Annotated in this window: 11 protein-coding genes; all 11 read right to left on the bottom strand. The window is 52.8% G+C overall.

Features of this window, described 5'->3' with window-relative positions; all coding sequences use genetic code 11:
- Positions 1–45: 45 nt before the first annotated feature.
- The 11 genes from NGM62_RS10695 to NGM62_RS10745 all read right to left on the bottom strand — a co-directional run bounded on the left by NGM62_RS10695 (position 46) and on the right by NGM62_RS10745 (position 24,600).
- A complete protein-coding gene (locus NGM62_RS10695) occupies positions 46–2,484 on the bottom strand; it encodes a sugar-binding domain-containing protein (RefSeq protein WP_262247858.1) in 2,439 nt (812 codons plus the stop codon).
- A gap of 43 nt (positions 2,485–2,527) precedes the next feature.
- On the bottom strand, positions 2,528–4,228 hold the full coding sequence (locus NGM62_RS10700; protein WP_262247860.1) for a RagB/SusD family nutrient uptake outer membrane protein: 1,701 nt from the start codon (positions 4,226–4,228) through the stop codon (positions 2,528–2,530).
- Positions 4,229–4,266: 38 nt separating this feature from the next.
- On the bottom strand, positions 4,267–7,425 hold the full coding sequence (locus NGM62_RS10705) for a SusC/RagA family TonB-linked outer membrane protein (RefSeq protein WP_262247862.1): 3,159 nt from the start codon (positions 7,423–7,425) through the stop codon (positions 4,267–4,269).
- A 115-nt stretch (positions 7,426–7,540) separates the two neighbouring features.
- Complete coding sequence (locus tag NGM62_RS10710; RefSeq protein WP_262247864.1) at positions 7,541–10,927, bottom strand: hybrid sensor histidine kinase/response regulator transcription factor; 3,387 nt, start codon at positions 10,925–10,927, stop codon at positions 7,541–7,543.
- Positions 10,816–11,652, bottom strand: coding sequence for a ligand-binding sensor domain-containing protein (locus tag NGM62_RS10715; protein ID WP_262247865.1), 837 nt, complete (start codon positions 11,650–11,652; stop codon positions 10,816–10,818). Before NGM62_RS10715 ends, NGM62_RS10710 begins: the two co-directional genes overlap by 112 nt.
- 139 nt (positions 11,653–11,791) lie before the next feature.
- Positions 11,792–14,254 carry a glycoside hydrolase family 2 protein gene (locus NGM62_RS10720; RefSeq protein WP_262247866.1) on the bottom strand — a complete coding sequence of 821 codons (2,463 nt, stop codon included), beginning with the start codon at positions 14,252–14,254 and terminating at the stop codon, positions 11,792–11,794.
- A 10-nt stretch (positions 14,255–14,264) separates the two neighbouring features.
- Entirely contained in the window at positions 14,265–15,716 is a 1,452-nt protein-coding gene (locus NGM62_RS10725) for an alpha-L-fucosidase (RefSeq protein WP_262247868.1), read from the bottom strand.
- A gap of 2 nt (positions 15,717–15,718) precedes the next feature.
- On the bottom strand, positions 15,719–18,346 hold the full coding sequence (locus NGM62_RS10730) for a glycoside hydrolase family 95 protein (RefSeq protein WP_262247869.1): 2,628 nt from the start codon (positions 18,344–18,346) through the stop codon (positions 15,719–15,721).
- Complete coding sequence (locus tag NGM62_RS10735) at positions 18,336–21,290, bottom strand: glycosyl hydrolase family 28-related protein (RefSeq protein ID WP_262247873.1); 2,955 nt, start codon at positions 21,288–21,290, stop codon at positions 18,336–18,338. The genes NGM62_RS10730 and NGM62_RS10735 overlap by 11 nt, the downstream gene beginning before the upstream one ends.
- A 23-nt stretch (positions 21,291–21,313) precedes the next feature.
- Positions 21,314–22,834 (bottom strand): DUF4955 domain-containing protein, encoded by a 1,521-nt coding sequence (locus NGM62_RS10740; RefSeq protein ID WP_262247875.1) that lies wholly within the window; start codon positions 22,832–22,834, stop codon positions 21,314–21,316.
- Between the two features lie 26 nt (positions 22,835–22,860).
- Positions 22,861–24,600: a RagB/SusD family nutrient uptake outer membrane protein gene (locus tag NGM62_RS10745; protein WP_262247877.1), complete on the bottom strand. Its 1,740-nt coding sequence runs from the start codon at positions 24,598–24,600 to the stop codon at positions 22,861–22,863.
- Between the last annotated feature and the right edge of the window lies 1 nt (position 24,601).

Raw genomic sequence — 24,601 nt, forward strand, 5'->3', positions numbered from 1 at the left:
TGCTGCGCCGTTGATATTGCCACCGCTTTTTCAACGTGCTCCAATTCAGTCTACCCGCAACGACACCGTAACTGGTTCCAACCAAGGGCTGGTGCATGTTACCGTCACAGTACCCGGCTCGCCCGTTGACAACATGTAGGCCAATAACCTGCCTCGGTACGCCCGGTGCGTATCGTCTGTGTAGTCACTCATGTCGGAGTTGTTGCTGCCTTCGAGTCCCAGCAATTCAGCGGGGCCATCGACCTGTACCGAAATGTTATCGTCGGCAAGGGTAACCGGTAGCCCATCTTCATCCACGATTTCGATGGTTACGTGGGCAAGCTCGTGGCTACGCCCGAGTTGCGCCCGGTCTACCGAAGCGACCAGCTTATGGGGCCGCTGCGACGTTTGGATAGTGTGCCGAGCGGCTTCTTCGCCGTTGTGGGTCCCTACCGCTTCTAATCGGCCCGCCCGGTAAGGGATATCCCAATAATAAACGCCGGTTTCGTCATCGAATCGCTTTTCGGCGGCAACGGGCTCGCCGTTGAGCAGGAGGTTCACATCGGCGCAATTGGTATAGCTGACCACGCGAATGGTATCACCGTCGGCATAATTCCAAACGGGCCACGCATCCACCGACACACGCCGCTGCCATGGATTGTGGATAGGGTAGGTCCCGATGTAAACCATCGGCTTATCGGCCCAGAGCGACTGGCGATAGTAGCCACGTGGCTTGATGAAGCCACCGAAGTCAAGCAATCCGGAATAGAAACCACGTGATGGCCAGCGGCCCGATTCGCCAAGGTAGTCGATACCTGTCCAAAGGAACTGGCCGAAGATGTGTTCGTTATCGCGCACCGCCTTCCAGGCGGCCAGGTCGTGGCGGTTTTCGCTGCCGTATATCACGCGGTCGGGGTAACGCTCGTGGTCTTCATGGTACCGGCTCTCGGTATAGTTGTAGCCAGCAATATCGAGTGCAGCGGGATAGGCCGTTTCGTTCGACATCGCCACGCCCGCCAAGCCTGCGGTAACGGGGCGGCTGGTGTCGTATTTTTTCACCACCACGGCCAAACGCTTCGCGATATCGCCGAGGCGCATGGCATCTGGGGCATCGGGTTTGAACCCACCGAATGTGGCCTGCGTAAAGCCGCCGTCTTTTTCATCGCCATCCAATACCGGGTGCGAATACGGGTCATTGGGGTAGTCCACCTCGTTGCCGATGCTCCACGCAAAGATGGAGAGGTGGTTGCGGTCGCGTTTTACCATATCGGCCAAGTCCTGCTCACCCCATTCTTCGAAAAAGCTGTAAGCCCCTTGAAACCCGGGTGTACCTACGTTCCACCCCTCTAACCACTTCCGCTTAGGGAACTCCCACTCGTCGAACGCTTCGTTCATCACCAACAGCCCCAGCTCGTCGCACAGTTCGTAAAGCGAGGAAGCTTGGGGGTTGTGGCTGGTGCGGATGGCATTCACACCGACCTCCTTCAGCGTCAACAACCGGCGGCGCCAAACTTCGGGATACACCGCTGCCCCCAACACGCCCGCATCGTGGTGCAGGCATACGCCTTTTACCTTCATCCATTCGCCATTGAGGGCAAAGCCCTTATCGGGATCGAAGGTAAACGTGCGGAATCCGGTTTTAACCACCGACTGGTCGATCGGTTCCCCCCCCCGCAGCACGACCGTCTCCAACGTATACTGAACGGGATCGTCCAACCGCCACAACACCGGGTTTTTCACATCCAGCGTCAATTGGACTTCCTGGCGGCCGGCGGATGCAATAGATGCTTTGGTGGTCTTTTTGGCTACCGTGGCACCCGCCGGGTCTTTCAGTTCGGAGACGATGGATACGTCAGCTGGCGAAGTGGATTGGTTAGCCACGGCCACCTGCACATGCAACGTGCCTTTATTTCGGTCTACCGTAGGATACGCATATACGCCCCACTGTTCGAGATGCACGGGCGCCGCCCGTACCAACCATACATCGCGGTAAATACCGGAGCCCGTGTACCAGCGTGAATCGGCATCCTGGCTGTGGTCTACCCGTACCGTCAATACGTTTTCTTCGCCATACCGGACGTGCGGCGTGAGGTCGTACATAAACGAAATGTAGCCGTTTGGGCGTTTGCCAAGCGACTGGCCGTTGACGAACACTTCGCTGTGGTTGTATACCCCTTCAAAGTAGACGTACAGCTGCTGTCCGCGATAGTCGCTTGGCACGCTGAGCGTTTTGCGGTACCAACCGATGCCACCCGGCAGGTAGCCGGTGGCGCTGGCCAGCGTGGGGCTGAGCGGTTGTTTGACCGACCAGTCGTGCGGCAGGTCCAATCGCTCCCATGAACGGTCGGGTTCGCCGGGTTGTTCGCCTTCAGGCACGTCGCCCAGCTTGAACGCCCAGCCATCGTTTATCTTCTCGGCCTGGCCGAATCCGGGTTGTCCATATACATGGGCAGGCCTAAGCCCCATCGTAATACAGGCCACAAAAAAACAGATCGTCAATCTCATGGTTACTTCCTCGCTTTTGCTATGGTTCGATACAAATTTAACATCAATAATCGGGGTTCTGTTGCAGTTGGCCGTTCGAGGCGAGGATTTCCTCACGCGGGATGGGCAGCCAATAGTGCCGTGGCAGGAACTGGCGGCCGTCTAGCGCCACCTTACGCTCGTAGCTGAAGGCATTGCCACTACGTGTGATTTCAATGCCGTAGGCAGGTACGTTTTCCGTGTCTTCGGCGATAAGCCACCGCCGCACGTCATAGAACCGGTGTTCTTCGAATGCCAATTCGATGCGGCGTTCGTAACGGACCAGCTCGCGGAACGCATCGGCACTTAACCCTTGCGGTATCGCAGGCATTTCCACACCCGCCCGGGCGCGGATTTGGTTGAGCGCTTCACGCGCACTGAACGGTGCGCCTGCCGGCACGGCATCGGGCCCTGCGGCCTCGTTTGCCGCTTCTGCAAAGTTGAGTAGGATTTCGGCATACCGGAAATAGATCCACGGTTGCAGGCCAGCGATATTCCACGGATTGTTGATGGGCATTTCCTCGTCTATGAACTTGTGAAGGTAGTAGCCGGTACGGCTGGTATTCCAGTTGTCGGCACCCTCGCGGCTATCGCGGCCACCGGGCACGAATGTTTCGATGGCACGGCCGCGGTACTGGGCGCCATTGTATAGGATGGTTGCATAGAAGCGTGGATCGCGGCTCTCATAGGGGTTTTGCGGGTCGTAACCCGAATCTTCGTCGTCGATGGCTTTGCCATTGGCCATCCGGTACGCATCCACGAGGTTCTGCAGCGGCACATTGCCACCCCACCCACCATGGCCGTTGGGGCCGTTGGCAATCTCCATGGGTACGTGGCGTGCACCAACGGAGTAGTACCTTGCAAAGATGATCTCGTTGTCGGTAGACGCCGTACGGAAGAGCTCGCGGTACCCGTTTTGCGAAATGCTGTACTTATTGCGTCCAATGACGGCCACGGCCGCATCCACGGCATCTTCCCAACTACCGGTAGCGTAGAGCGGACTGGCGGCATATAACGCAAGGCGCGATTTCAGCGCCAGGGCAGCGCCAGCGGTAGCACGCCCCAGCTGCCACGACGAACCATTTTCCGCCGGTAGTCCGGCAGCAGCTTCATCCAGCTGGGCCATGGCATAAGAAATACAGGCCTGCAGGTCTTGCCGTTCGAAAAGTGCCGGATCGGTCAAGTCGTCATTCAGTTGGTATACCTTATCGCCCAGCAGCGGCACGCCGCCATAATTGCGGATAAGGTCGTGGTAGCGAAAAGCACGGATAAATTTCAGTTCGGCGATGAGCCTGTTTTTGCGTACCTCGCTCATAGGTACCTGACCAATGTTGGCCAGTGCATAATTGCACTCGCGGATGCTTCGGTAACTCCTTTTCCAAAAGGTCCCCGCGATACCCGTATTTTCTGGTGAGAGCTGTCCCCGCTGGATAAGCCAGGTGTTGTCGTCGTTGTTGTACACCGATTCGTCGGTAAGCGACGACCACAGGGCATATTCAAACCCGCGGCCGAATCCCGGTGGCGTGCCTTCTGCTTCCTTATCGGTAAGCCGCACACCCATGTATCGATTGACCACGAAAGCCTCAAACAATACCGAATCGGACAAGATAGCGGCATCTGATACCCGGTCCGTGGGTACCACGTCGAGAAAGTCATTATTGCAGGCGGTGAGGGCAGCGATGCCCGTGATGCCCATCATCAGATATAATCTTTTCAATGCGTTCATTGCTATGGTAATTTAATAGCTGTCAAAAGGAGCCTCTACTAGAAGCTCACGTTGATTCCTAAGTTGAAAATTCGTTGCTGGGGGTAAAACTGTCCGCTTTCGCTCGACCCCTCGGGGTCGAAGTCTTTCAGTCCGGTTACGGTAAACACGTTAAAACCGCTGCCATACACCCGTACCCGGCCAAGACCAACACGCTGAACGATGCTTTCGGGTAGTGTATAGCCCAGTTCGATATTTTTCAACCGCACAAATGCCGTGTTGAACAGCCAGAAGTCGTTGCGGTACAACCCGCCACTGATAGCAGAGGACGCCCGCTCGTTAACCTTCGGGTACGTGCCCTCGGGGTTGTTGGGACTCCACCGGTTTTCGGCCCACGTATTGAAGTAATTACCTATCGTGCCCGCTTCGGAGAGGATGTATTGCCTTGACTTGCCCTGGCCAGCCAGCACGGCCGAGATGTCGAAGTTACGGTAACTGGCGTTGAAGGTGAGCCCAAACGTGAGTTGCGGGATGTTGCCCAAATCAGTGCGCACCATATCGTCGGCGGTAATTTCGCCGTTCTGGTCATAGTCTTCAAAAATCAAGTCGCCCAGCCCCGCTCCCGGCACATGCGGGTAGTTGTTGAGGTCTTCTGCCGTGCGGAAGATACCGATGGTGCGGTACAGCAAGTATGTATTGAGGGGGCTGCCCGTTTCGCGCTGGTGTTCTGGAATACCGGGTGCCTCATCGCGGAAGACCACATTGCTCTTCACCAGCGTGATGTTACCGGATATACCGTAATTGATTTCTCCACGGTGTTGGTAGCCCAGCGTGGCTTCAACACCACGGTTGTCTACCTTACCGATATTTTCTGAGGGCACCAGCGGATCGCTACCGTGCGGGTTTACAATACCCGTTACCCCCGGTATGGATGCATTGCGCGGCAACAGGATATCCGATCGGTTTTCGTTGAAATAGATGAACTCCAGGTCAAATCTATCGAACAGCCGGGCGTTGAAGCCTACGTCGGTTTTTTTCGAAACTTCCCATGTGATGCTGGGGTTGGCCAGCTTGGCCAGGTCTATGCCGGCATAGATATTGTTGCCGATGGTATACGTATTGTTGAAGAGGTAGTTGTTGATGAATTGGTTGGCGCCCACGTTATCGCCACCGAGTTCGCCATACGAGGCCCTGATCTTCAAATCGTTGATAAACCCTGCATTGAACCACTCTTCATCCGAAAGGCGCCAGCCGGCGGAAACACCGGGGAAATAGCCGAAACGGCCGTTTTCGGGGAAGATGGATGAGCCATCCACGCGCAGCTGCACTTCGAGCAGATACCGTTGTTTGTAATCGTAGTTGGCCCGGCTGATGAAGCTCACGCGGCTTTCGCGCCAGCTAAGCCCCGCGTTGGTGCGGTCTTCGAGCGCGGTGCCCCCCTGAGAGAGCTCCGGCGTGAGCGGCGAGGGGAAATTGCGCCTACCGGCCTCGATGCGCGAGAGCGTCCGTTCACTTTGCTCATAAGCGGCAAAGGCTTTGACGTTATGGCTACCAAACGACTGCTCGTAGTTGAGCTTGATATTGGCCGTGGCGAGCGCCGTATTCTGCTGGAAATGCTGGAGCTGCGCACGCGACTCCCCTACTGTCCTTGGGTCGTATGTTCCCGCATTGGCATCGTGACTGTACACGAGGTACGGGGTAATGAAGTTCTTGCCCGACTCCTGTGATCTGTCGACGGCCAGGAAACCGTCCAACATCAATCCTTCGAGAAAAGGCAGCTCATAGGAGGCCCGCAGTATACCGTTAAACACCAGTTTGGGGTTGTTGTTTATGCCGCCGGCATCCGTCACCATCATCACGGGGTTGTTGTTTTCAATTCCTGTGCTGGGCATACCGTTGGCATAGCGGGCCGGGATGGTGGGGTAGGCACGGTAAATGCTGCGGAAGATATCACCCGCTCCCACCGTGGGGAAGCGGCGTTTTTCTTCCCTTCCCGCCAACGATAGCCCCGCCTTGAAGCGGTCGGTCACGTCCATATCGATGTTGGAACGGAAGTTATATTGGTTGTATTTGGTAACACCTTCTTTGAACAGGCCATCTTGCATCAGCGTGCCAGCCGATACGAAATACCGCGTGCGATCGGAGCCGCCCGACACCGAGAGGCTGTGCTGGTTTTGCAGTGCAGTGTTCGCGAGTACCTCCTGTTGCCAGTCGGTATTGGGAAAACGGTCGGGGTCAGACCCATCCCTGAATTTCTGGATATCCGCTTCGCTGTAAAACTGGTTCATGCCCCCATTTGGGTTGCTGTAATAGTCGATCTCGTTGCGTATCGCCGCATAGGTAGCAGCATCTGCCATTGACGGTAAGCGCGTGGGCGACGAAAACCCTTGGTTGAAGGAATAGGAAACCGTGGGCTTGCCCGACAGCCCTTTGCGCGTGGTAACGAGGATAACGCCGTTTGCCGCACGGCTGCCGTAAACGGCCGCTGCCGCATCTTTGAGCACGGTCACGCTTTCGATGTCGTTGGGGTCTAGCCGTTCCAGTCCGCCCACCTGTCCCGGCACACCATCTACCACCACGAGTACATCGGTATTGCCGGTGGTAGACACGCCGCGGATGCGCAACTGCGAGCCATCGTACCCCGGTTCACCGCCGCGGTTTGTCGCCACCAGCCCGGAGAACCTGCCGGCGAGCGAGTTGGATAAGTTGGGTTGCGGACTTTTGATCAGATCGGCACCTTTCACCTCGGATACCGAGCCCGTTACCGTGGCGCGGCTTTGGGTGCCGTATCCCACTACCACCACTTCGTCAAGGGCTTGGGCATCTTCTTCCAACACCACATTACGAGTCGCCTGCGTGTTGGCAGCAGTGCCGTCGATGGTGATTTCTTCGGTGAAGAATCCCACGAAGCTGAAGACGATCACATCCCCCTCGGCAGCTACGGTAAGCTGGTACCGGCCAGCATCGTCCGTTGTGGTGGTGGTTCCCGCCTGCTTCAAGGCGACGGTTACGCCCGCCATCGGATTGCCTGCCACATCTCGCACTACACCCGATACGGTGGTCTGCAATGTTGCCGAAACGTACCTTCCATAAGGCGCGGTCAGCCATCCACCAGCCGATGTGACGGCCGGCACAACCAAGCAGCCTGAAAGCAATAGGCAGGCCAGCCGGTTGGTTTTGTTGTTGCATCGAAATGCATGCTGTACATGTTTAACCATAATGATTACAATTTGGTTGGTTTACAATTCACTACAAAACTCCACTATCGCGAGCATATTGCGTGAGGGGTAAAAACGAAAATAGAGGGGGATAATTTTTAATTATTGCCAAAAACTAGTTGGAATGCAGCGTTTCGTGAAACGGCTTACGGTATTTCTTCACAAATTCGGAGGGGTTGAGCCGGTACAATTTGGCAAACTGCTCACGGAAGTATTTGAGATCTTTGATACCCACTTGGTACGCCACTTCATAGATGGTCGCATCGGTGGTAAGCAACAGTTGCGCCGCTTTGTGTAAACGCACTGTACGGATGAGGGCATTCGGCGTTTGCTGATTTATGTCTTTCACCCTGTTAGAAAGCGTCGCGTAAGTCATCCCGCATGCGTCAGCCAGTACCTGCACGTTAAAAGCGTCGTCGGTGAGCCGCGACTCGATAATGGATATGCATTTATCGAGCAACGCCTTATCCTCCGGCGCGATTTTCTGATACCCCACCGCATCGGTCACGTGGTTTAGGAAATAATCGCGGAGGTTTTGGTTCCGCTGCAACAGGGCTTTCACCTTGGCTTGCAACACCCCTTTATCAAATGGTTTAACGAGAATATCGTCTGCGCCGTTTTCGATTCCGTCGATTTGTATTTCGGTACCTTTCGTGGCGGTCATCAGCAACACGGGGATGTGTTTCCAACTGGCGTTCTGCCTTACGGTTTGGCAGAAATGGAGGCCATTACCATCGGCCAGCATGATATCGCATACGATGATATCGGGCATTTCGTCTGCTACGATTTCCAGCGCGTCGCTTTCATTGTCGGCCAACCACACGGTATACTCGGTTTCGAATTCCGATTTGAGGTATTTCGCCAATTCAAGGTCGTCTTCAACCACCAAAATCTTCGATGTGGTGGCGGCACGTTGGATGGTCCTGGCGAGCGTATTGGAGATATGGGCGCTGGTGGCGGTATCCGTTCCGGCATCGGTGTCTATCCGATTGGGCGGCAGCCGTATAGTAAATGTCGTGCCATGCCCCTGCCGGCTCTGATAAATAATCGTTCCACCCAGCAGCTCTACCAGCGACTTAACCAGCCACAGGCCCACGCCAAACCCTTTGGGCAGCTGTGGATCCGCTGCCGATAAGTGGTAATACTGCTCGAATAGGCGCAGGCCCACTGTTTCGGCTACGCCACAGCCCGTATCGGTGACCGTAATTTCTAAGTGGTCCTCCTCATCCAGTTTAACCGTGGCGGTCACTCCACCCTCATCGGTAAACTTAACCGCATTGAACAGGAGGTTGAAAATAATGGTCTCCAGTTTTTCACGATCGGACCAAACGGGAAGGCGGTTGGTTGTGGCATGCAGGGAAAGGGCAATCTTTTTCTTTGCCGCTAGGTTCGTCAGGCAATCGATCACGTCGCGAATCAATTGCACCACGTCAAACTCGCTTAGCACTAAATTTTCACTGATCAGTTCGTCTTGCCGGACGGCCAATGCCTGGTCGGCCAGCCGGAGCAGCCGGGTGGTGTTGGCATGGAGCGTGCTTACGTACGGCTCCAATTGCGGTGGCGGGTTGCTGCCCAAGAGGTCTTTCACCGGATTGAGTATCAGCGTGAGCGACGATCGAAATTCGTGCGACAGCCGGGTATAGAAATTGATTTTCAACTCGTTCCATTCCTTTTCCTTTTCACGCTCAATCGTCGCGATGGCCAGTTCATACTTCAGTGCGGCTTTTTGGCGCCGGTATTTCCGGTAATAAAAATAGATAACAGCGGCGATGGCTAAGTAGCCCAGGTAGGCCCACCATGTGCGGTACCATGGTGGGAGCACGACAATGCGCAGGGTCCTTATGCTGTCGGGGCGCACGATCCCACCACTTTCCACACCTACGGCAAAGGTATATTCTCCGGGCGACAAATAGCGATAGGTGGCTGACCGCTGATGGCCGGCGCGGTTCCAATCGGCATCGAGTCCGGTGAGTTTATAGGCAAATTGCAATTCATCGGCATACCCGTATTCGAGCGATGAATAATAGATGGTAAACGTCGTTTGCCAAGGGCCCAAGGTGATGGAGCTCGTTTCATTCAGCGCCCGGCTGAGCATGGGTTGGTCCCGTGGTACGCCAACCTGCACGGATTGGCCGAAAATCGCCATCCCTGTAAGTGTTACCGGGCTATCGGGGGCCTTGCGGACTACCGTCGGCGGGGAAAAATACGTTAGCCCGCCCGTACCGCCGAAAAAGAGCTGGTTGCGGCGCGTACTGAAAAGCGCCGAATTGGGGTTGAAGATTCCCGATTGGATGCCCGATGAGTGGCCGAAGTTAAACACGAGCTTTTGTTGCCGCATGATTTTAGAAAGCCCCTTGTTGGTGCTTAGCCAGCAATTGCCGGCCTTGTCGAATTGGATACTGAAGACGGTGTTGCTCGCCAAGCCATTGTGCTCGTCGACATGGCGAACCACATGCTTTGCGTGCAGATCGTAAACCAGCAATCCCATGCTTTCGGTAGCAATCCAAAGGTGGTTCTCTTCGGTTACATGCAACGCAAAAATCACTTCATTCTTCAACTGCTCGTAAAGTGCTTCGTGACGCGGTAGTCCAAATTGTTCCTTTTGCGGGTCGAAGAACGTGATTCCTGCGCCATACGTACCCACAATGAGGTTGCCGTCGTGGTCTTCGGCCACTGCCCGGATGTCATTCGCGGGGATGTTGCTATTGGTTTGCAGGTAGCGGGTGAATCGGCCCGTGTTCTCATTAAGGCGGTTGAGACCACCGCCGTTCGTACCGATCCACAGCTGCCCCCGGTGGTCTTCGAATACTACACGGACATCGTTCCCGCCGGAAAACCCTTCCACAGTGGCGTCGAAGCGATAGGCAAGAAAGTCGTCTGTTTTGGGCCGGTACTGCAGCAGGCCGCCTTTGTACGTACCGAACCAGATCCGGTTCCGTCGGTCGCGATAGGCATACAGCAGGGCGTTATCGGTTAAGCAACCTTCGTGGCTACATGCCGTATAATGTTTCACCAATCGGTTTTGGGCATCGAATTTAAACAGGCCATGGCCGTCTGTACCCACGAACAGGTTCCCCTGTCTATCTTCGGCTAAACCATAATACCGGATGTTGGGGAAGTTAGCAGGCCAGGAGGCCCCGGCGCCAAATTGGGCAAAGTTGTACTTGGGTTTGGCGGTTAGAAAAAGGCCGTCGCCTGATGTGCCTACCCATACGTTGCCGTCGTGGTCTATGAATAGCGCCGGCACCGAACGTTCGGTCAGTGCCACTTTGTAGTTGGCATCTGCGATCAGCGGGATAGACACCAAGTTAAGTGCCGGGTCGGTAGTCATACGGAAGCGGTACACACCGCCGTCTTCCATACCCACATAGAGCTGGTCATTTCCATCGGTTACCAGCGAAAGAAACCGATTGCTGGGCAGGTTGAGCTGATCGGCTGGAACCAACGGTGTTTTGCCGTATGCCGATCGTAAACCAGCAGCCCGTTGTCGGTAGCCACCCATACCCGGTTGGCTATATCTTCGTAAATGTGGTGCACACGGCAATACCGGTTTTCCTGTTGGAGTATCGATAGGTGGCTATCCAGCACCAATGCACCATTACGCATGGCAAATACCTGCACCCCGTTATCCTGCGTACCCACCCACAGGTGTCCCTCCCCATCGTCGTACACACGGGTAACCATGTTTGAGCTGAGCCCGGACAAATTTTCGATAGTATACCGAAAGAAATCACCAGTGGCCGTGTCGAACCGGTAGAAGCCGCGTCCGTTTGACGAAATCCAGAGTTCATTGTTGTTGGTCGACCGGCTTACCGAGCTCACATCCGACTTCAGTCGACTATCACGGGTTGATGCTACTTCGAAGTGGGTAAACGACTCGCTGGATACGTCGTATTTACTGATACCGTTCCGTGAGGTGACCCACAGGTTGCCCTGCGTGTCGGCGTAAAGCTGTGCGATATAGTTTCCCGCTAGCCCCTGCGGGGAATGGACGTCGTACTTGATGTTACGAAATGTTTTGCCGTCGAACCGACTAAGCCCATCTTCGGTGGCTACCCAGATGAAACCGGCACGGTCTTGTGCGATGCTGTTGACGTTATCAAAGATCAGCCCCTCTTGACTAGTGTAATGGTGCGGGATGAGCGCAGACGGCTGAACCGCTTTGCCGTGGGCAGCAAGCAGGATAATCAAGAAAAAGGCAAGCGCACTAACGAATTTCCCCCACATGGGTAAGTTTTTACCAGCAAACTTAGTTAAAATACCCTTACGGTCAATTCAAATTCCGATATTCGCGATATTCATTGGGGAAGATAAAATCTATAAAAAATCCAGGATTTCATTGCGGGCGGAAGTTAACTCGGTCGTATCACGGTATCGTTAAAAAAGCGGGTTGGACATTCTCGCAGGCAACCGCCACCACACAGGGCTGTGAGCCTGTAGCCACTGTTATCATCGCCCGGCCGTTGTACAGCTGAACTTTATTGGACCCATCGGATGTGCCGAGGTGATCCAGCAAATGCCCTGGCCCCGCCAATGAAAAACGAACGTAGTCGTCGGCATCCAAGCAACGCACTCCGTTGCTATCCACCAATTCGGCTAAGACGGTAACCGTCTCATCGACACGCGTCACCGTTTGTAGTAATAGCTTGGATGGTTCTCCCCAAACGTCGGTTTGGTACTGTTGTACCAGTGAGTCTTGCACCCTTACGCCATCTTTCCACGCAGATACCGTCAAGGTATTGATCCCTTCATTGAAATTCACGTTCCAGCGCAGTCCGGCGGCAGGGAAATCCTGGCTGTTTCGTTTCCGTACACCTTGGCTCACGCCATTCAGAAACAATTCTGCCTCATCGCAGTTGGAGTAAACTTTCACCTGCTTCTGCTCGTTTGCAAATCCCCATCGAATCGGCCAGGTATGTCCATAGATCCGGACCATCGGCTTCTCGGTCCAATAGGATTGGAAAACATAGTAGGCTTCCTTTTTTTCCAGGTTGCGCTCCACTACTCCCTTTTGATTCACGTAAGGTACCGGGTTGTCGGGCCGAAGCGGTGTGGAGAAATCCTTGAAGGGCCAATAGGCCGTTCCCGTGAGCCATGGCATCGTTTCCTGTTCTTTCAGATGCCAGTCAATGAGGTTACAGATATAGCTTTCACTCCAATTACCGTCTTTTGATGCACGGGCAGCACCGCCGAACAATGAAGCATCGCCGAGCCGTTCGTCGGCGCTGTTCCCCGAGGCAATCGCTTCCAAGCCGTTATCTGGATTTTCTGCGTGGCGGCGCGCATGGCTATCACCACCCCATTCCACGTGCAGGAAATGAGGAACCCGTTCAAACTCCTTACGCGAAACATGCTTGTAGTCGGTATATATGCCGCGATACCAGCCCGCCCATATCGATGGCGAATAGACGTCTACGATATCCTTGCAGAAATCACATCGCCGGATGGCCGTCTTTCGACTCGGGTCTAGGCGGTGCGAAAGGTCATTCAACTCGTTCATAAACTCGCGTATTGCCTCCTGTTCGAATACCGTAAAGTCGCCCGGCCAATCGTTCTCGTTGCCTACCCCCCAAATAATAACGGATGGGTGGTTGTAATGCTGTTCGATCATGTTGGTGAGCATTCGCTTTGCTTGCCGCTGGTAGGCATCGCCCCCTAAGCCGCCACGGCACCAGGGAATCTCCTCCCAAACCAGGATACCCAAGCTATCACAGGCATTCAAAACGATGCGCGATTGCTGGTAGTGCCCCAATCGGATAAAATTGACGCCCATCGCTTTCATCATCACCATCTCTTCCAGTATCTGCTCGTCGGTCATCGCCGCACCCACACCGGCATGGTCTTCATGGCGGTGGGTTCCCCTGAGCAGCAAGCGCTTTCCATTCAACTTAAAGGGCCCCTTATCAACAAATTGAAAATATCGGAAGCCAATCTTTTGCTGATGTGTATAGTTGATATTGTCCGCTATTACCTGGACAGTCAACGCATATAACTGTGGGCTATCTGGGTGCCAAAGGGTTGGCATAGCTACCGTTAGCTCACCGATTTCCTGATCTGTGCTGCCAAGTTCAACCAACTGCCGCAGCGATGCTACCTCCTGCCCCCCGTGGTCCGATAGCCGTACGTTCACCGTTGCTTGCCGCAACCCATCGGGGTTACGGAACCGTGTGCGGATTTTTACAGTACCTCGGCGCCCCCCTTCGTCAACAGCGGCATCTGCGAATACCTTGTCGATAGCTAGCTGTGGTGTGTAGACCAGATTGACGTGGCGGTATAGACCACCATAAACATTGAAATCGGACATGTCGGAAGGTATAAGTTCCAAATCGCGTGAGTTGTCCGTACGGATGCTCACTGGGATTTTTCCTTTAAACTGCTCCTTATATACCGAAGTTGCTTTAAACGCGTCAACCGCCGCTGTAATATCGACCGTCCATTCGTCATAACCGCCAACGTGTTCGCCAACTTTGGTAGTATAGATGTAAACTTCGGTTTTCTGGCCTGCCCCTTCAAAATGCAGTAAAACACGGCCGTTTTCATATGGGTTGTGCAGCCTTAGTTGTGTTCGATACCATGCCGGACCTTGGTAGTAGTTCACATCAGGATCGACCGCATCGAGCGCGTTGTAGCAATGAGGGAGTATAACCGTACTCCAGATGGGAACCGATTCGGGGCTTCCCGGGTTAAAGGGTCTCACGGCTTCCCATACACCTCCCAAATCGTGCTTTACAAACTCCCAGTCCGTAGTGAGGCGGCGTGACTCCTGCGCGTACGCTGATAAAATCGCTACAATAAGAAAGTAACTGATTACAAATTTTCTAACTAACATGCTGTACGTTTTACTCGGTATCTAAGGCTCCTGTTTTCATTTCCTTCCCTTGGGGAATCGTCCGTTGGTTGGCAACTTCACCACGTACCGTGAGCTTGATCACGCTGGCGTCGCTGTCAGGTGCCTGCACAGGTGTGAAAAGGTGCACCCCGTCACCCATTTGCTTATAACGCATGGGAATATCGCTCCCCAGTAGCTCGGCGGCGAGCACCCGGTTCGTCAGCCCCGGCAACGTAAGCTGCTGGTCGGTCGGCCAATCGAATACGTGGAGGTAGAGGATGGTTTGGTCATCGTCTTTCTTTGAGGTACACCGGCCCCAATCCATCGGCAGGAGGGGGCTTATTTGCGTGCCGTAAATCGACTCTCCGTTCACCTCCATCCATTGGCCTATCTGTTGCAACCGTTCCACACTTTCAGCCGGCAATGTTCCATCTTCTTTTGGTCCGATATTCAGTAGATAGTTTCCCCCTTTAGAGGCAATGTCAATCAGGTTGCGGATGAGGGTCCGTGCTGACTTCCAATTATGATCCCAGCTCTTGTACCCCCATGAGCCGTTCATGGTCATACAGGTTTCCCAGTCGCGACCATCCAATTCGTCAGGATCGGGTATTTTTTGCTCGGGCGTACCGGTATCGCCCGGAAAATTAGGGCGCTTCAACCGATCGTTGGTAATGATATGGGGCTGCAACGTCAGCAATTGCTGGTAACTGATTGCCTGTTCGTCGGTAATACCCATCGGTGTATCCCACCACAGGACTGCGATATCGCCGTAGTTTGTCAGCAACTCCTTCACCTGCGGTAGCCCCACGTCGTTCACATATTGGTCAAACGTTTTGGTTTGCTGCATCGGGTCCCAATGCCCGCCGTTGGCTTTGGTGTAGGCATCGATCGCGGCACTATCGGGATTTGGCCATCCCTCTGCCATGACCTTCCTGGCGGTAGCGCCGCCGGGATTATTCCAGTCTTGGGACTGCGAATAGTAAAACCCGAGCTTGATACCGTGCTTCCTGCAGGCCTCGGCCAGCGGCGCCAGGAGATCCTTTCCATACACCGTGGCATCCACGATATCCCAGGTGCTCGCTTTCGTGTCAAATAGTGCAAACCCGTCATGGTGTTTGGCGGTGATGATCAGGTATTTCATGCCCGCGGCTTTGGCCAACTGCACCCAATAGTCCGGGTCGTAGTGGATTGGGTTAAAGCTTTTTGCACGCTCTTGATATTCGAGCATCGGAATTTTGCTCCGGTTCATGATCCATTCGGCACCACCACGTGCCTGCCGGTGCCCATGGTACACGCCCCCCCACTGGGAATATACACCCCAATGAATAAACATGCCAAATCGGGCTTCCCGCCACCATTTCATGCGTTCATCCTTCGATAGTTCGTTTGACTGCGCTATTGCAGCGGTATTTGCTAATAGCGTCAGGAACAATAGGCTCCCTACTATGCATTTTATCTTCATCGTCAGAATTTTAAGGTTACGGTTTTGCCTGCCTCTAATTGGATATCATATTCCCACACCGGTTCAAGCGAGAGCTGGGGTAGTTGCGACTCATGGTTGATGACCGCGTTTACAGGTTGCGCCCCGACAAGAAATGGATTCGTTTGCTTGCTGAGTGCCGCTTTGAAAACTGCATCCATGCCGTCTACCGGTTGTTTGGTACGGACGCGGCATGTACCTCCCACGTCACTATATACTCGGGCACCAACTAGTTTTCCATCATTCCACTCCATATCCACCACAAAGCCTCCCCGTGCCTTAAGGCCACTCACATTTCCGTCGGCCCATGCATCGGGCAAGGCAGGCAAGAGGTAAACTGTGCCATCGTGGCTTTGCAGCAACATCTCGGCAATACCCGCAGTCACGCCGAAATTCCCATCTATCTGAAAAGGGGGGTGGGCGTCCAGTAAATTCAGGTAAGAGCCGCCGGAATGTTCATCTACGCTAATGCCGGTTTCGGTGGTTAAAAACAGTTGTTTATTTAGCATTTCATAGGCATGGTTTCCATCTTCGAGCCGTGCCCACCAATTAACTTTCCATGCTTTCGACCACCCCGTACCGCCGTCGCCCCGCATCAGCAGGCTACGTTTCGCTGCGGCTGCCAGCTGTGGCCGTGTTCGTGTGGCGATGAAGCCGGCAGGATGCAGCCCGTAAAGATGGGATAGATGGCGATGCTTATCCTCCGGGTCGTCCCAATCTTTGTACCATTCCTGCAATTGCCCATACTGCCCAACCTGAAGCGGATGGAGGTCCTTCAATACAGACTGCAACGAATCGGCAAAAGCCTTATCCCTATCCAGGATGCGGGCGCTACGGATCGTAAAATCAAACAGGTCTTGGATGATGCTTAGATCCATCGTAGAAGCAATGCTTACCGAACCGACACGTTTACCATTTACGCGGAATGAATTTTCGGGCGACGTCGACGGGTTAGTCACCCACCTCCCCTGACCATCCTTAACGAGCCAATCGAGCATAAAGGTTGCCGCACCCTTCATGAGGGGATAGGCATTATCCCGCAGAAAGTCTAGATTGCCCGTATATTGATAGTGCTCCCACAGGTGGCGGCAGAACCATCCACCGGCCATCGGCCAGATGGCCCAACGCGGCTGCCCGGAGGGGTCTCCCCAATCGGCTCCACCCGCTGGGGAGGTATCGGCCCATATATCCGTATTGTGATGTGCCGTCCAGCCTCTTGCGCCGTAATTTATCCGTGCGGTTTTCGCCCCGTTTTTGGCCAGCTGGCCAATGAAGTCTATTAAAGGTTCGGCACACTCCGACAAATTGGTCACTTCAGCGGGCCAATAGTTCATCTCGGTGTTGATGTTGGTTGTATAATTAGACCCCCAGGGCGGTTGCATTTTATTATTCCATATCCCTTGTAGATTCATCGCCGGCCCACCCGACCTGGACCCGGCAATCATCAAGTATCGGCCGTATTGAAACAGCAAAGTGGTGAGTTGCGGGTCGCGGTATCCGCCAGCGGCGGTATATTGCACCAACCGGGTATCGGTGGGCAGGAGCGTCGCTGAATCGGCCCCTAAATTTAACCGTACACGGCTGAACAGCGTGTTGTAATCTGTTATGTGACTTTTCAACAATGTGTCATACGATTTCCCTTTGGATGCGGTGAGGTGTTTTTCAGCTTCCGCAGCCGGGTCTTTGCCGTCCTTTCCCGGGTGGTTGAAAGGTCCGTTGTAACTGGTCCCCACAGAAACCAGCAAGACCACTTCCGTGGCATCTTTCACTTCCATCCCCAGTGTATCGGTTCTCACACTACCTCCATTGACCATGGCTTTTACATGCACCTCGTAGTTGATCCCTTGTCCATCCGGATTTTGTGCATACTCGATTTGACGTTTGTCATAACTCCGATGGGCAACATACTCGGGGCACTTCCCGCTCATGACCAAGTGATCATCTGTCAAACTGGTAAGCTGATGTGGCATTGGGTTCTTAAACCGTGTATTAAACGATAGGGCATTGGGGGTGGAAGCGGTAAACCGTATCACAATCAACTGGTCGGGATAACTGCTAAAAACCTCCCGGGTGAATATAGTCTCCCCGACCTCAAATGACGTTCGGGCAACTGCCGTATTCAGATCAAGTTGCCGATGATAGTTGGTTACACCGCCCTTTTGCAGGTCGTGATCGAACAACATACTCCCCAAGGTGAGATACCGCGCAGAATACGGACCCAACATCTTCTTAGCCAACGTGTCGCCACGAAGGTAGTCTTCCTCGAATAGCGCCCGGCGGATCTCAGGAAGCACTTCCGCCGCACGCGGATTATTGGTTTCCCGCGGACCGCCTGACCATAGGAAAGCTTCGTTGAGTTGCAATTCATCCAACTGAGTGCCACCATAGACCATGGCGCCGAGCCTACCATTGCCAACGGGGAGCGCTTCGTTCCAATTTCCGGCCGGCTGTTTATACCATAGCCGAAGCAACGAGTCGACGACGGGAGTAGGATAGGCTGCCCCATCTCCCAAAGCACATCCATGATAAAATAGTATCGCAAATAGGGGCAAGACGAATAATCTGCGCCGTAGCATAGATTGGTTGATTTTAGGCATAACGTTATTCATCATGGTCTCTTAATGCTGTTACGGTAAGGGGCTGGGGTGATTCCCCCCAGTTTCTTTGATAATTCTGGCTGTCAGAAATTGATATATCCACCGATCCCATTGCTGCAACCGGACTGTCGTTGCCCCCCATGGTTACAGTTTCAATACCAGTTAGCTTCGCTCCGTGTACGTTCTTCAGGAATAGTGCATATCGACCATCCTGTTCTTCATAATTAAATGTGCAATCGGTCAATTCGAGGTTTTTTACGTGCCGAGCCCAAAAACCGTAGGAAGGCTGTACACGCAGGTTGGATACATTATACTGGCCTACACCCAACTCGGGTGGCCGCTGCGTGGTATCGGAGAGCGGGTTTCCTCCTTTGGTTAGGATATGTACGTCGCTGAACTTCACATTGGTTACAAAACCTGTGTGCCGGCCGTTAGGCAGACGAAAAGACGCCCCTTCAACGACAGCTCCAGCACGAGGTAGTCGATAACCCGCAATGATCGGCGCAGCCCTGCGTTGTGAGCCATCATACGGCTTCCAACGGATGTCATTATCCCGGTATGAGCTACCGCCATATAATTCAGTGACATCCACACCATTAATAACAATATTATCAACCACGCCGATATCCACGTTCGTCACCAACAACTCATCCCGTAAAGCACCATTTTCCATGAATTTCTGCCGTGTCACTTCAGCACCCAATACGCGTCCCCGGTTAGATATTGAGAGGAAAAACGGTGTTGTAGTCCGGAGCATCTTAGAGCGCGAGTGGATGCGGCCGGTACGCCCGCTATTCAAGAAAATATTTCGCACATGGCCGCCGTCGTTGGTGGAGATGGAAAACCCAGCCTTATTTGCTCCCAGCACGTAGATATTATCTACATAAACATCGCTAATGTCATCGGCCGTTTCCGATCCAATTTGGAAAAGGTTGCAGTTTGTATCGCCGATAATATTCCGTACCCAGTAATTTTTCGCTTTGCGGGTAAAGCCTAACGAGCAATCCGAGCCAAGTTTCACGATATCGTCTGAACTTACTTTGGAATAAATGTTAGTTACTGTCACCTCGTTGCACCCCATGAAATCATAGATGTCACGGGCATTCCCCGCATGATGTTTTGCAAAATAGGTGTCATGTACGTGGATACTATCCGTGCCGGTGGCCAATAATACAAAGTGGCCGCCGCGATCGATATGCAGCATGTTTGATAAATCGGTTCGCTTTTCATTCCGTTCGTTAATATAATAAGGTTCGTCAAGGACCTCATCGTACCAAAGGTCATCTTGCGTATGTAGTCCCCCGATTTCGATATTCGTACAAAGCTTAAAGGTAAACATTTTGTCAGCCCGGTTATCGGGTGCATTATTCATCACCCGGTCGCTGGTCACCAGGTTGCCATCGCCCGTAATCCGCCCATTCCCGATGATCTTTATGTTATCAAGCCGCTCCCCGAAAAATAGCGTGTTCCGGAAATAGGTGTGCCCCACATCTTGTTTGGTTAACCAATTTTCAGGTTCTTCATAGGGACCTGTGTCGGTCGGGGATAATCCCGAACGATAGGCCCGGTCGCTGAACCACGTTGTTTCCGGCGCATCGGTACCTTTCAATGCCTTGATTACCGCCTGGGCGCTTATATACAGGTACACGTTGCTTTTCAGGTGTACAGTACGTACGGGATAAATCCCTTCGCTGAAAAACAGGGTGCCGCCTCCCAGCCTGCTGATTGAATCGATCGCGAGGTTGATGTGTTCTGTGTCATCGCTGACACCGTTGCCCGAAGCGCCAAACCGTTTCACGTCCATTTTGCCCGAAAAGAATCGCACGCTATTGGAAGGCCCTGCGTGCGGACCATTCTCCACGACCAGCCTGAAGGTGTATAACGTATCCGGTGTCAATCCTGAAATCCCGGCGGAACCATTTTTTGTGTCGATTTTAGCTTTGGCTTCTTCCCACGTCTTACCGTTATCCAACGACTGCATCAGTTTTACACATGTGCCTCGTGTGGCTTTCCATTTGAACCGCGTTGATGTATAGGTATCAAGGGTTTCCACATAGGTACGTTTCCGGTCAACGACCCGCTCAAAGTTGGAGATGGTATTCGAAACCACCAATTCTGCCGTTTCTGCACCGATACCGGGGCTGTTGAGATTTTGCGGTTCGGTAATGGAGTAACCCGCCCGGATCCAGAATCTACCGGGAGTTGAAAATTTCACATCTCGGATAGTGACGACAACGTCGTCACCATTGGCCGGACGTAGATCCAATCCGCTCAGCACCAACCTACGCCCACCACCTACCTTGTCTTCAATAACCGCAGACCCTACATGTTGGTAGCTATAATTTGTACCGGTCCGCCCGATGGGCTGCCGTTCCATTTCCGCCAAGAGAACCTCACCGCGGCCAATTACATTTACGGTAGTATTCTCCGGGGTCGGGTGGATACCTGTGGGGAGGTCAAAATAAACCGTCGCATCAGGGCTGCGCTGGCCTGCCGTAAAAGATAAGACTAAATCAACCGAGGCATTCGCCGTTACTTGCTGCGGTACCAAGTGAAGCTTACCGCCGAGGGCCGCGGGGTGGGATTTAATGTAGAATTTTTTTCGTAGTTTTCCACTATCGTCCAAGACCTCCAATACGTCGCCTGGCTCTAGTTCACCCTGGCTTTTAGGGCTTCCGCTACGATTCGTGACTTGGTATCGTTGCCGGGTACCATCTGCGGATGCAAGCTGGGATAAAAGAACATCGACGTTGGGTGCGATTAAAACAAGTCCTTCACCGGGAGCGCTATCTACCGTATATGCATAGGTTTTCCCAACAATGGTCACCAGTGTGTCTTTTTTGATTGCAATGACATGCGTTGCCCGCTTTTTGGGCTTGATGATAGCATCCGCGACCGAAAGGCATGGAAGAAACAGGGCTATAAACAAACTGATTGGGTGCATTATAATTCCTTTCATTGTGGATCATTTGGCTTCCGGAACTATTCACGGTTTAGCCGCAATTTTAACTGGGCCTCAAACAAGGATAGCGGGCGGACCTCCTCGCCGAACAATTGATTAATTTGTTCGTTTTCAAAGATGACCTGCCTATTGGATTGAAACCCCACCAAAATCGGGCGAGCAATGGTATAATTACGCCTTCGTTCCATATCCCAAAAGTTATAGTGCCGGTCACGCGATGAGCTGTGTTTAAAATTCCATAGCACCAATTGTTTTCCGTGGTGCGGAAAACCGGGCTCCGGCCCGCCAAGGTTGGCAAATATCCCGCCATCAATATCATCAAACAGATTAGCATAAGGTTGCCCCGAATGGATATCGATGTTCTGATCCTCGCCGAGCGTGCAACGTGTGATAACCGATGATACCGCCCCGTACCCTATTCCTGGCCCATGGTGGTGCGCACCGTTGAAATGGCAGTTTTTAATCAACACGCCGTAGCCGCTGCGCGCATGGACGGACGTGTGACCTTTTTTCCCGCTGAAGATGACATCCTCCACGGTAACGGCAAAGCCCGCCCGGATATGGATTGCATCGTTCCAATCGCGGAATTCACAATTCCGTATCCAACTATTCCGGACATTTTCCATCCCCAGGGCCATATAACCACTGTCGTGAATGGCGTCCTTGTGGTGCACAAAATCTTCCGGGTAGCTGCGCCAATTACTGGTAAACAGGATATCTTCTACACCACATTCGGCTATCGATTCGAAGGCATGCAGCTCGAATGGCGCCGCATCTACCAAGGTGAGATCAAACTGGATGGGATTCTTGAAGCGTATACGGTTTTCCTGCACCTGCTCAATAACGTGTATCTCCTGAATCTGCATCCCTCCCCGGGGACCAAACAACCGATCCCACTTTGGTTTGAGTGGTAATTGTCCGAAATATTTTCTTGTAAACGCTTCGCTGCGGTGTCTAAGCACAACGTGTTGTCCGGGGCGGAGGCCGCTCCCATCTTCCACATCCACCCAAAAACTTCCTCTGGCCGCATCGCTTACCACCGTTGTCAATCGTTTGGACCGGCTATTAGCGGGCTGGAAGAGGAACAGCCGGCGCCCCACCCAAATGTTGGCCTGATAGATTTCTGTTCCTCCCGGACCGCTACCGCTACCTTTCAACACGATGTTGCTTGAATTGACATGAAGTTGACGGCGACTGGCCGTATCGGCAGACACCAAGAACCTTCCCGGGGGAAAAAACACAACTCCTCCGCCCGGATGAGCTTGGGCCGCGTCTATTGCCGCCTGGATACCCGCTTCATCAGGTAGATCGTCATCCGGGACGGCGCCATAGCGGGTCACATCGAAGTGTTTGCGGTTTGAGACATCAGGAATCTCTTCCTCCGAAAAGTGGTAGCCGGCGTAGGAAAAATCAGGCAAAGTAGCGGATGTACCCGTTTTGTAAGCCAGCACATACTCGTCCCACAAGGTAGCCTGTTGCTGGGCATAGATTGTTAAAGTAGCTGAGAGGAGACACCCCGCGATGCCAATCGCCTTTCTCATAATGAATGTTTGCTGCTAGTGTTGTTTTATAACAAAGGATTAAACGTTCCTCCCGGCCAGCCACTTGTTTGTTCCAGGTTACTATTCAATTGTAAATGCTCAGCCGGGATGGCAAAAAAGTAGTACTCCGGCTTCCAATTGATGTCAAACTGCGTATCCAGAAGCTTCGGTGCGCTCTCGAAGTAGTCTGTATAATTCGTATTCAAATGACTGATGAGCTCTTGCGAAGTCATTGAATTGCGCACCGCGTTCCATTGGTCCGTCGGGACTTTCAATGTAATGGTGAGCCCATAGCGACGGGTCCCATTTAATTCATCTTCGAACAACCTTCTCCTTCTTAAGTCCCAATAACGTTTATTCTCAAAGGCAAATTCAATCTTTCGCTCCAACATAATCGCATCCCGCATCTGAGCAATATTCATCCCATCGGCTAAACCATACCTACTATCGGTGCCCGATTCGATTCCTGCCCTCGCTCTCAATGCCGTTATCTCCGTATACGCTTCTTCGATTTTACCAATCTCGTTTGCTGCTTCAGCCAGGTTGAGTAAAACTTCTGCAAATCGAAGTTCAATCCAATCCGTACTGCTGTTGAATGCTTGGATGGCACTCTGATTCTCATCTATCGCTTTTCGCGTATAAAAACCTGAAGGGGTAGGGCTGTTTTGTTCAGACCCAATATACGTCCATTGAATCCGTCCACTCTGTCTTGCAGACATCCCAAGTTCCCACAAGCTCCCATTATAAACGATTGTCTGGTTAAAACGGGGGTCACGATTCAGCCAAAAGTAGTCGGGGTCGTATGCATAATCAGAGGCGAGATCATCAATAGCTTTCCCATCTTTCATTGGGAAAGCTTGCACAATATCCCATGTCGGCCGATTGCCACCGGTAGAGCCTTGCGAGACATCCAGTGGACGAGTGGCAGCTGCCCAGTTATTATAACTGGCCGGATCGCTTGGGGAGTACTGATATCTTCTCACAAAAACACTCTCCTTATTCATTTCTTCAAACCATAGCTCGGAGAAGCTGGGATACAAGCCGAATCCCATACTTTCCAAGAATGCTTTGGCCTCAAAATTAGCATCATAGGCCGCCTGCCAACGGTCAGTCGCATCCTGATCAGGATCAAACTGCGGGCTAGCATAATATAATAATATCCTTCCCTTTACGGCCAGAGCCGTTCCTTTATGTACCCGGCCGTTATTCTCGGCCGAACCCTGGGAGACCGCCGGCAGGTATTCGATTGCTAAATCCAAATCTGCAATGATTTGTTGCATACATTCAGAAGTGCTGCTTCTTTTCACCAACAAATCATCTGTCAATTGCTGGGGCTCGAGAATGAGCGGCACCCCCCCATATAATTTAACCATCTCGAAATATTCCCACGCCCTGAAAAACAGTGCTTGGCCTTTTAGCCATTGTTTATCTGCATCTTCTAGGGTACCTTGATCAATCTCCGCCAATAAAATGTTGATTCTTCTGATATGATCATAGGGCCAATAGTCGACCGAATTTTCCGTTAATTGCCCGTACATATAGCTTCCGCCTCCAGCGGTTTCGTCAGAAATACCTGCGTTTGACGTATTCCATTCCGGCAAGCATTGCGCGTGTATCCGATTGACGTAAGCTGTTGCCAGATCAAGGTCATTCCATACATTGTCCGCTTCACCTATTTTACCGAGGTCTTTCTTATCTAAAATCTTTTCGCAACCGCTCAGGAGGCAACCAACCAGCGTTATATATATAAATTTATAGAATTTCATA

This window comes from Parapedobacter soli (assembly GCF_025460835.1).
In the GTDB taxonomy this organism is placed as follows: Bacteria; Bacteroidota; Bacteroidia; order Sphingobacteriales; family Sphingobacteriaceae; genus Parapedobacter; species Parapedobacter soli.

Coding starts and splice junctions, on each gene's coding strand:
- NGM62_RS10740 (WP_262247875.1), bottom strand. CDS start 22,834: ATGAGAAAGGCGATTGGCATCGCGGGGTGTCTCCTCTCAGCTACTTTA.
- NGM62_RS10720 (WP_262247866.1), bottom strand. CDS start 14,254: ATGTTAGTTAGAAAATTTGTAATCAGTTACTTTCTTATTGTAGCGATT.
- NGM62_RS10745 (WP_262247877.1), bottom strand. CDS start 24,600: ATGAAATTCTATAAATTTATATATATAACGCTGGTTGGTTGCCTCCTG.
- NGM62_RS10705 (WP_262247862.1), bottom strand. CDS start 7,425: ATGGTTAAACATGTACAGCATGCATTTCGATGCAACAACAAAACCAAC.
- NGM62_RS10715 (WP_262247865.1), bottom strand. CDS start 11,652: ATGTGGGGGAAATTCGTTAGTGCGCTTGCCTTTTTCTTGATTATCCTG.
- NGM62_RS10725 (WP_262247868.1), bottom strand. CDS start 15,716: ATGAAGATAAAATGCATAGTAGGGAGCCTATTGTTCCTGACGCTATTA.
- NGM62_RS10730 (WP_262247869.1), bottom strand. CDS start 18,346: ATGATGAATAACGTTATGCCTAAAATCAACCAATCTATGCTACGGCGC.
- NGM62_RS10695 (WP_262247858.1), bottom strand. CDS start 2,484: ATGAGATTGACGATCTGTTTTTTTGTGGCCTGTATTACGATGGGGCTT.
- NGM62_RS10735 (WP_262247873.1), bottom strand. CDS start 21,290: ATGAAAGGAATTATAATGCACCCAATCAGTTTGTTTATAGCCCTGTTT.
- NGM62_RS10710 (WP_262247864.1), bottom strand. CDS start 10,927: ATGGGTGGCTACCGACAACGGGCTGCTGGTTTACGATCGGCATACGGC.
- NGM62_RS10700 (WP_262247860.1), bottom strand. CDS start 4,228: ATGAACGCATTGAAAAGATTATATCTGATGATGGGCATCACGGGCATC.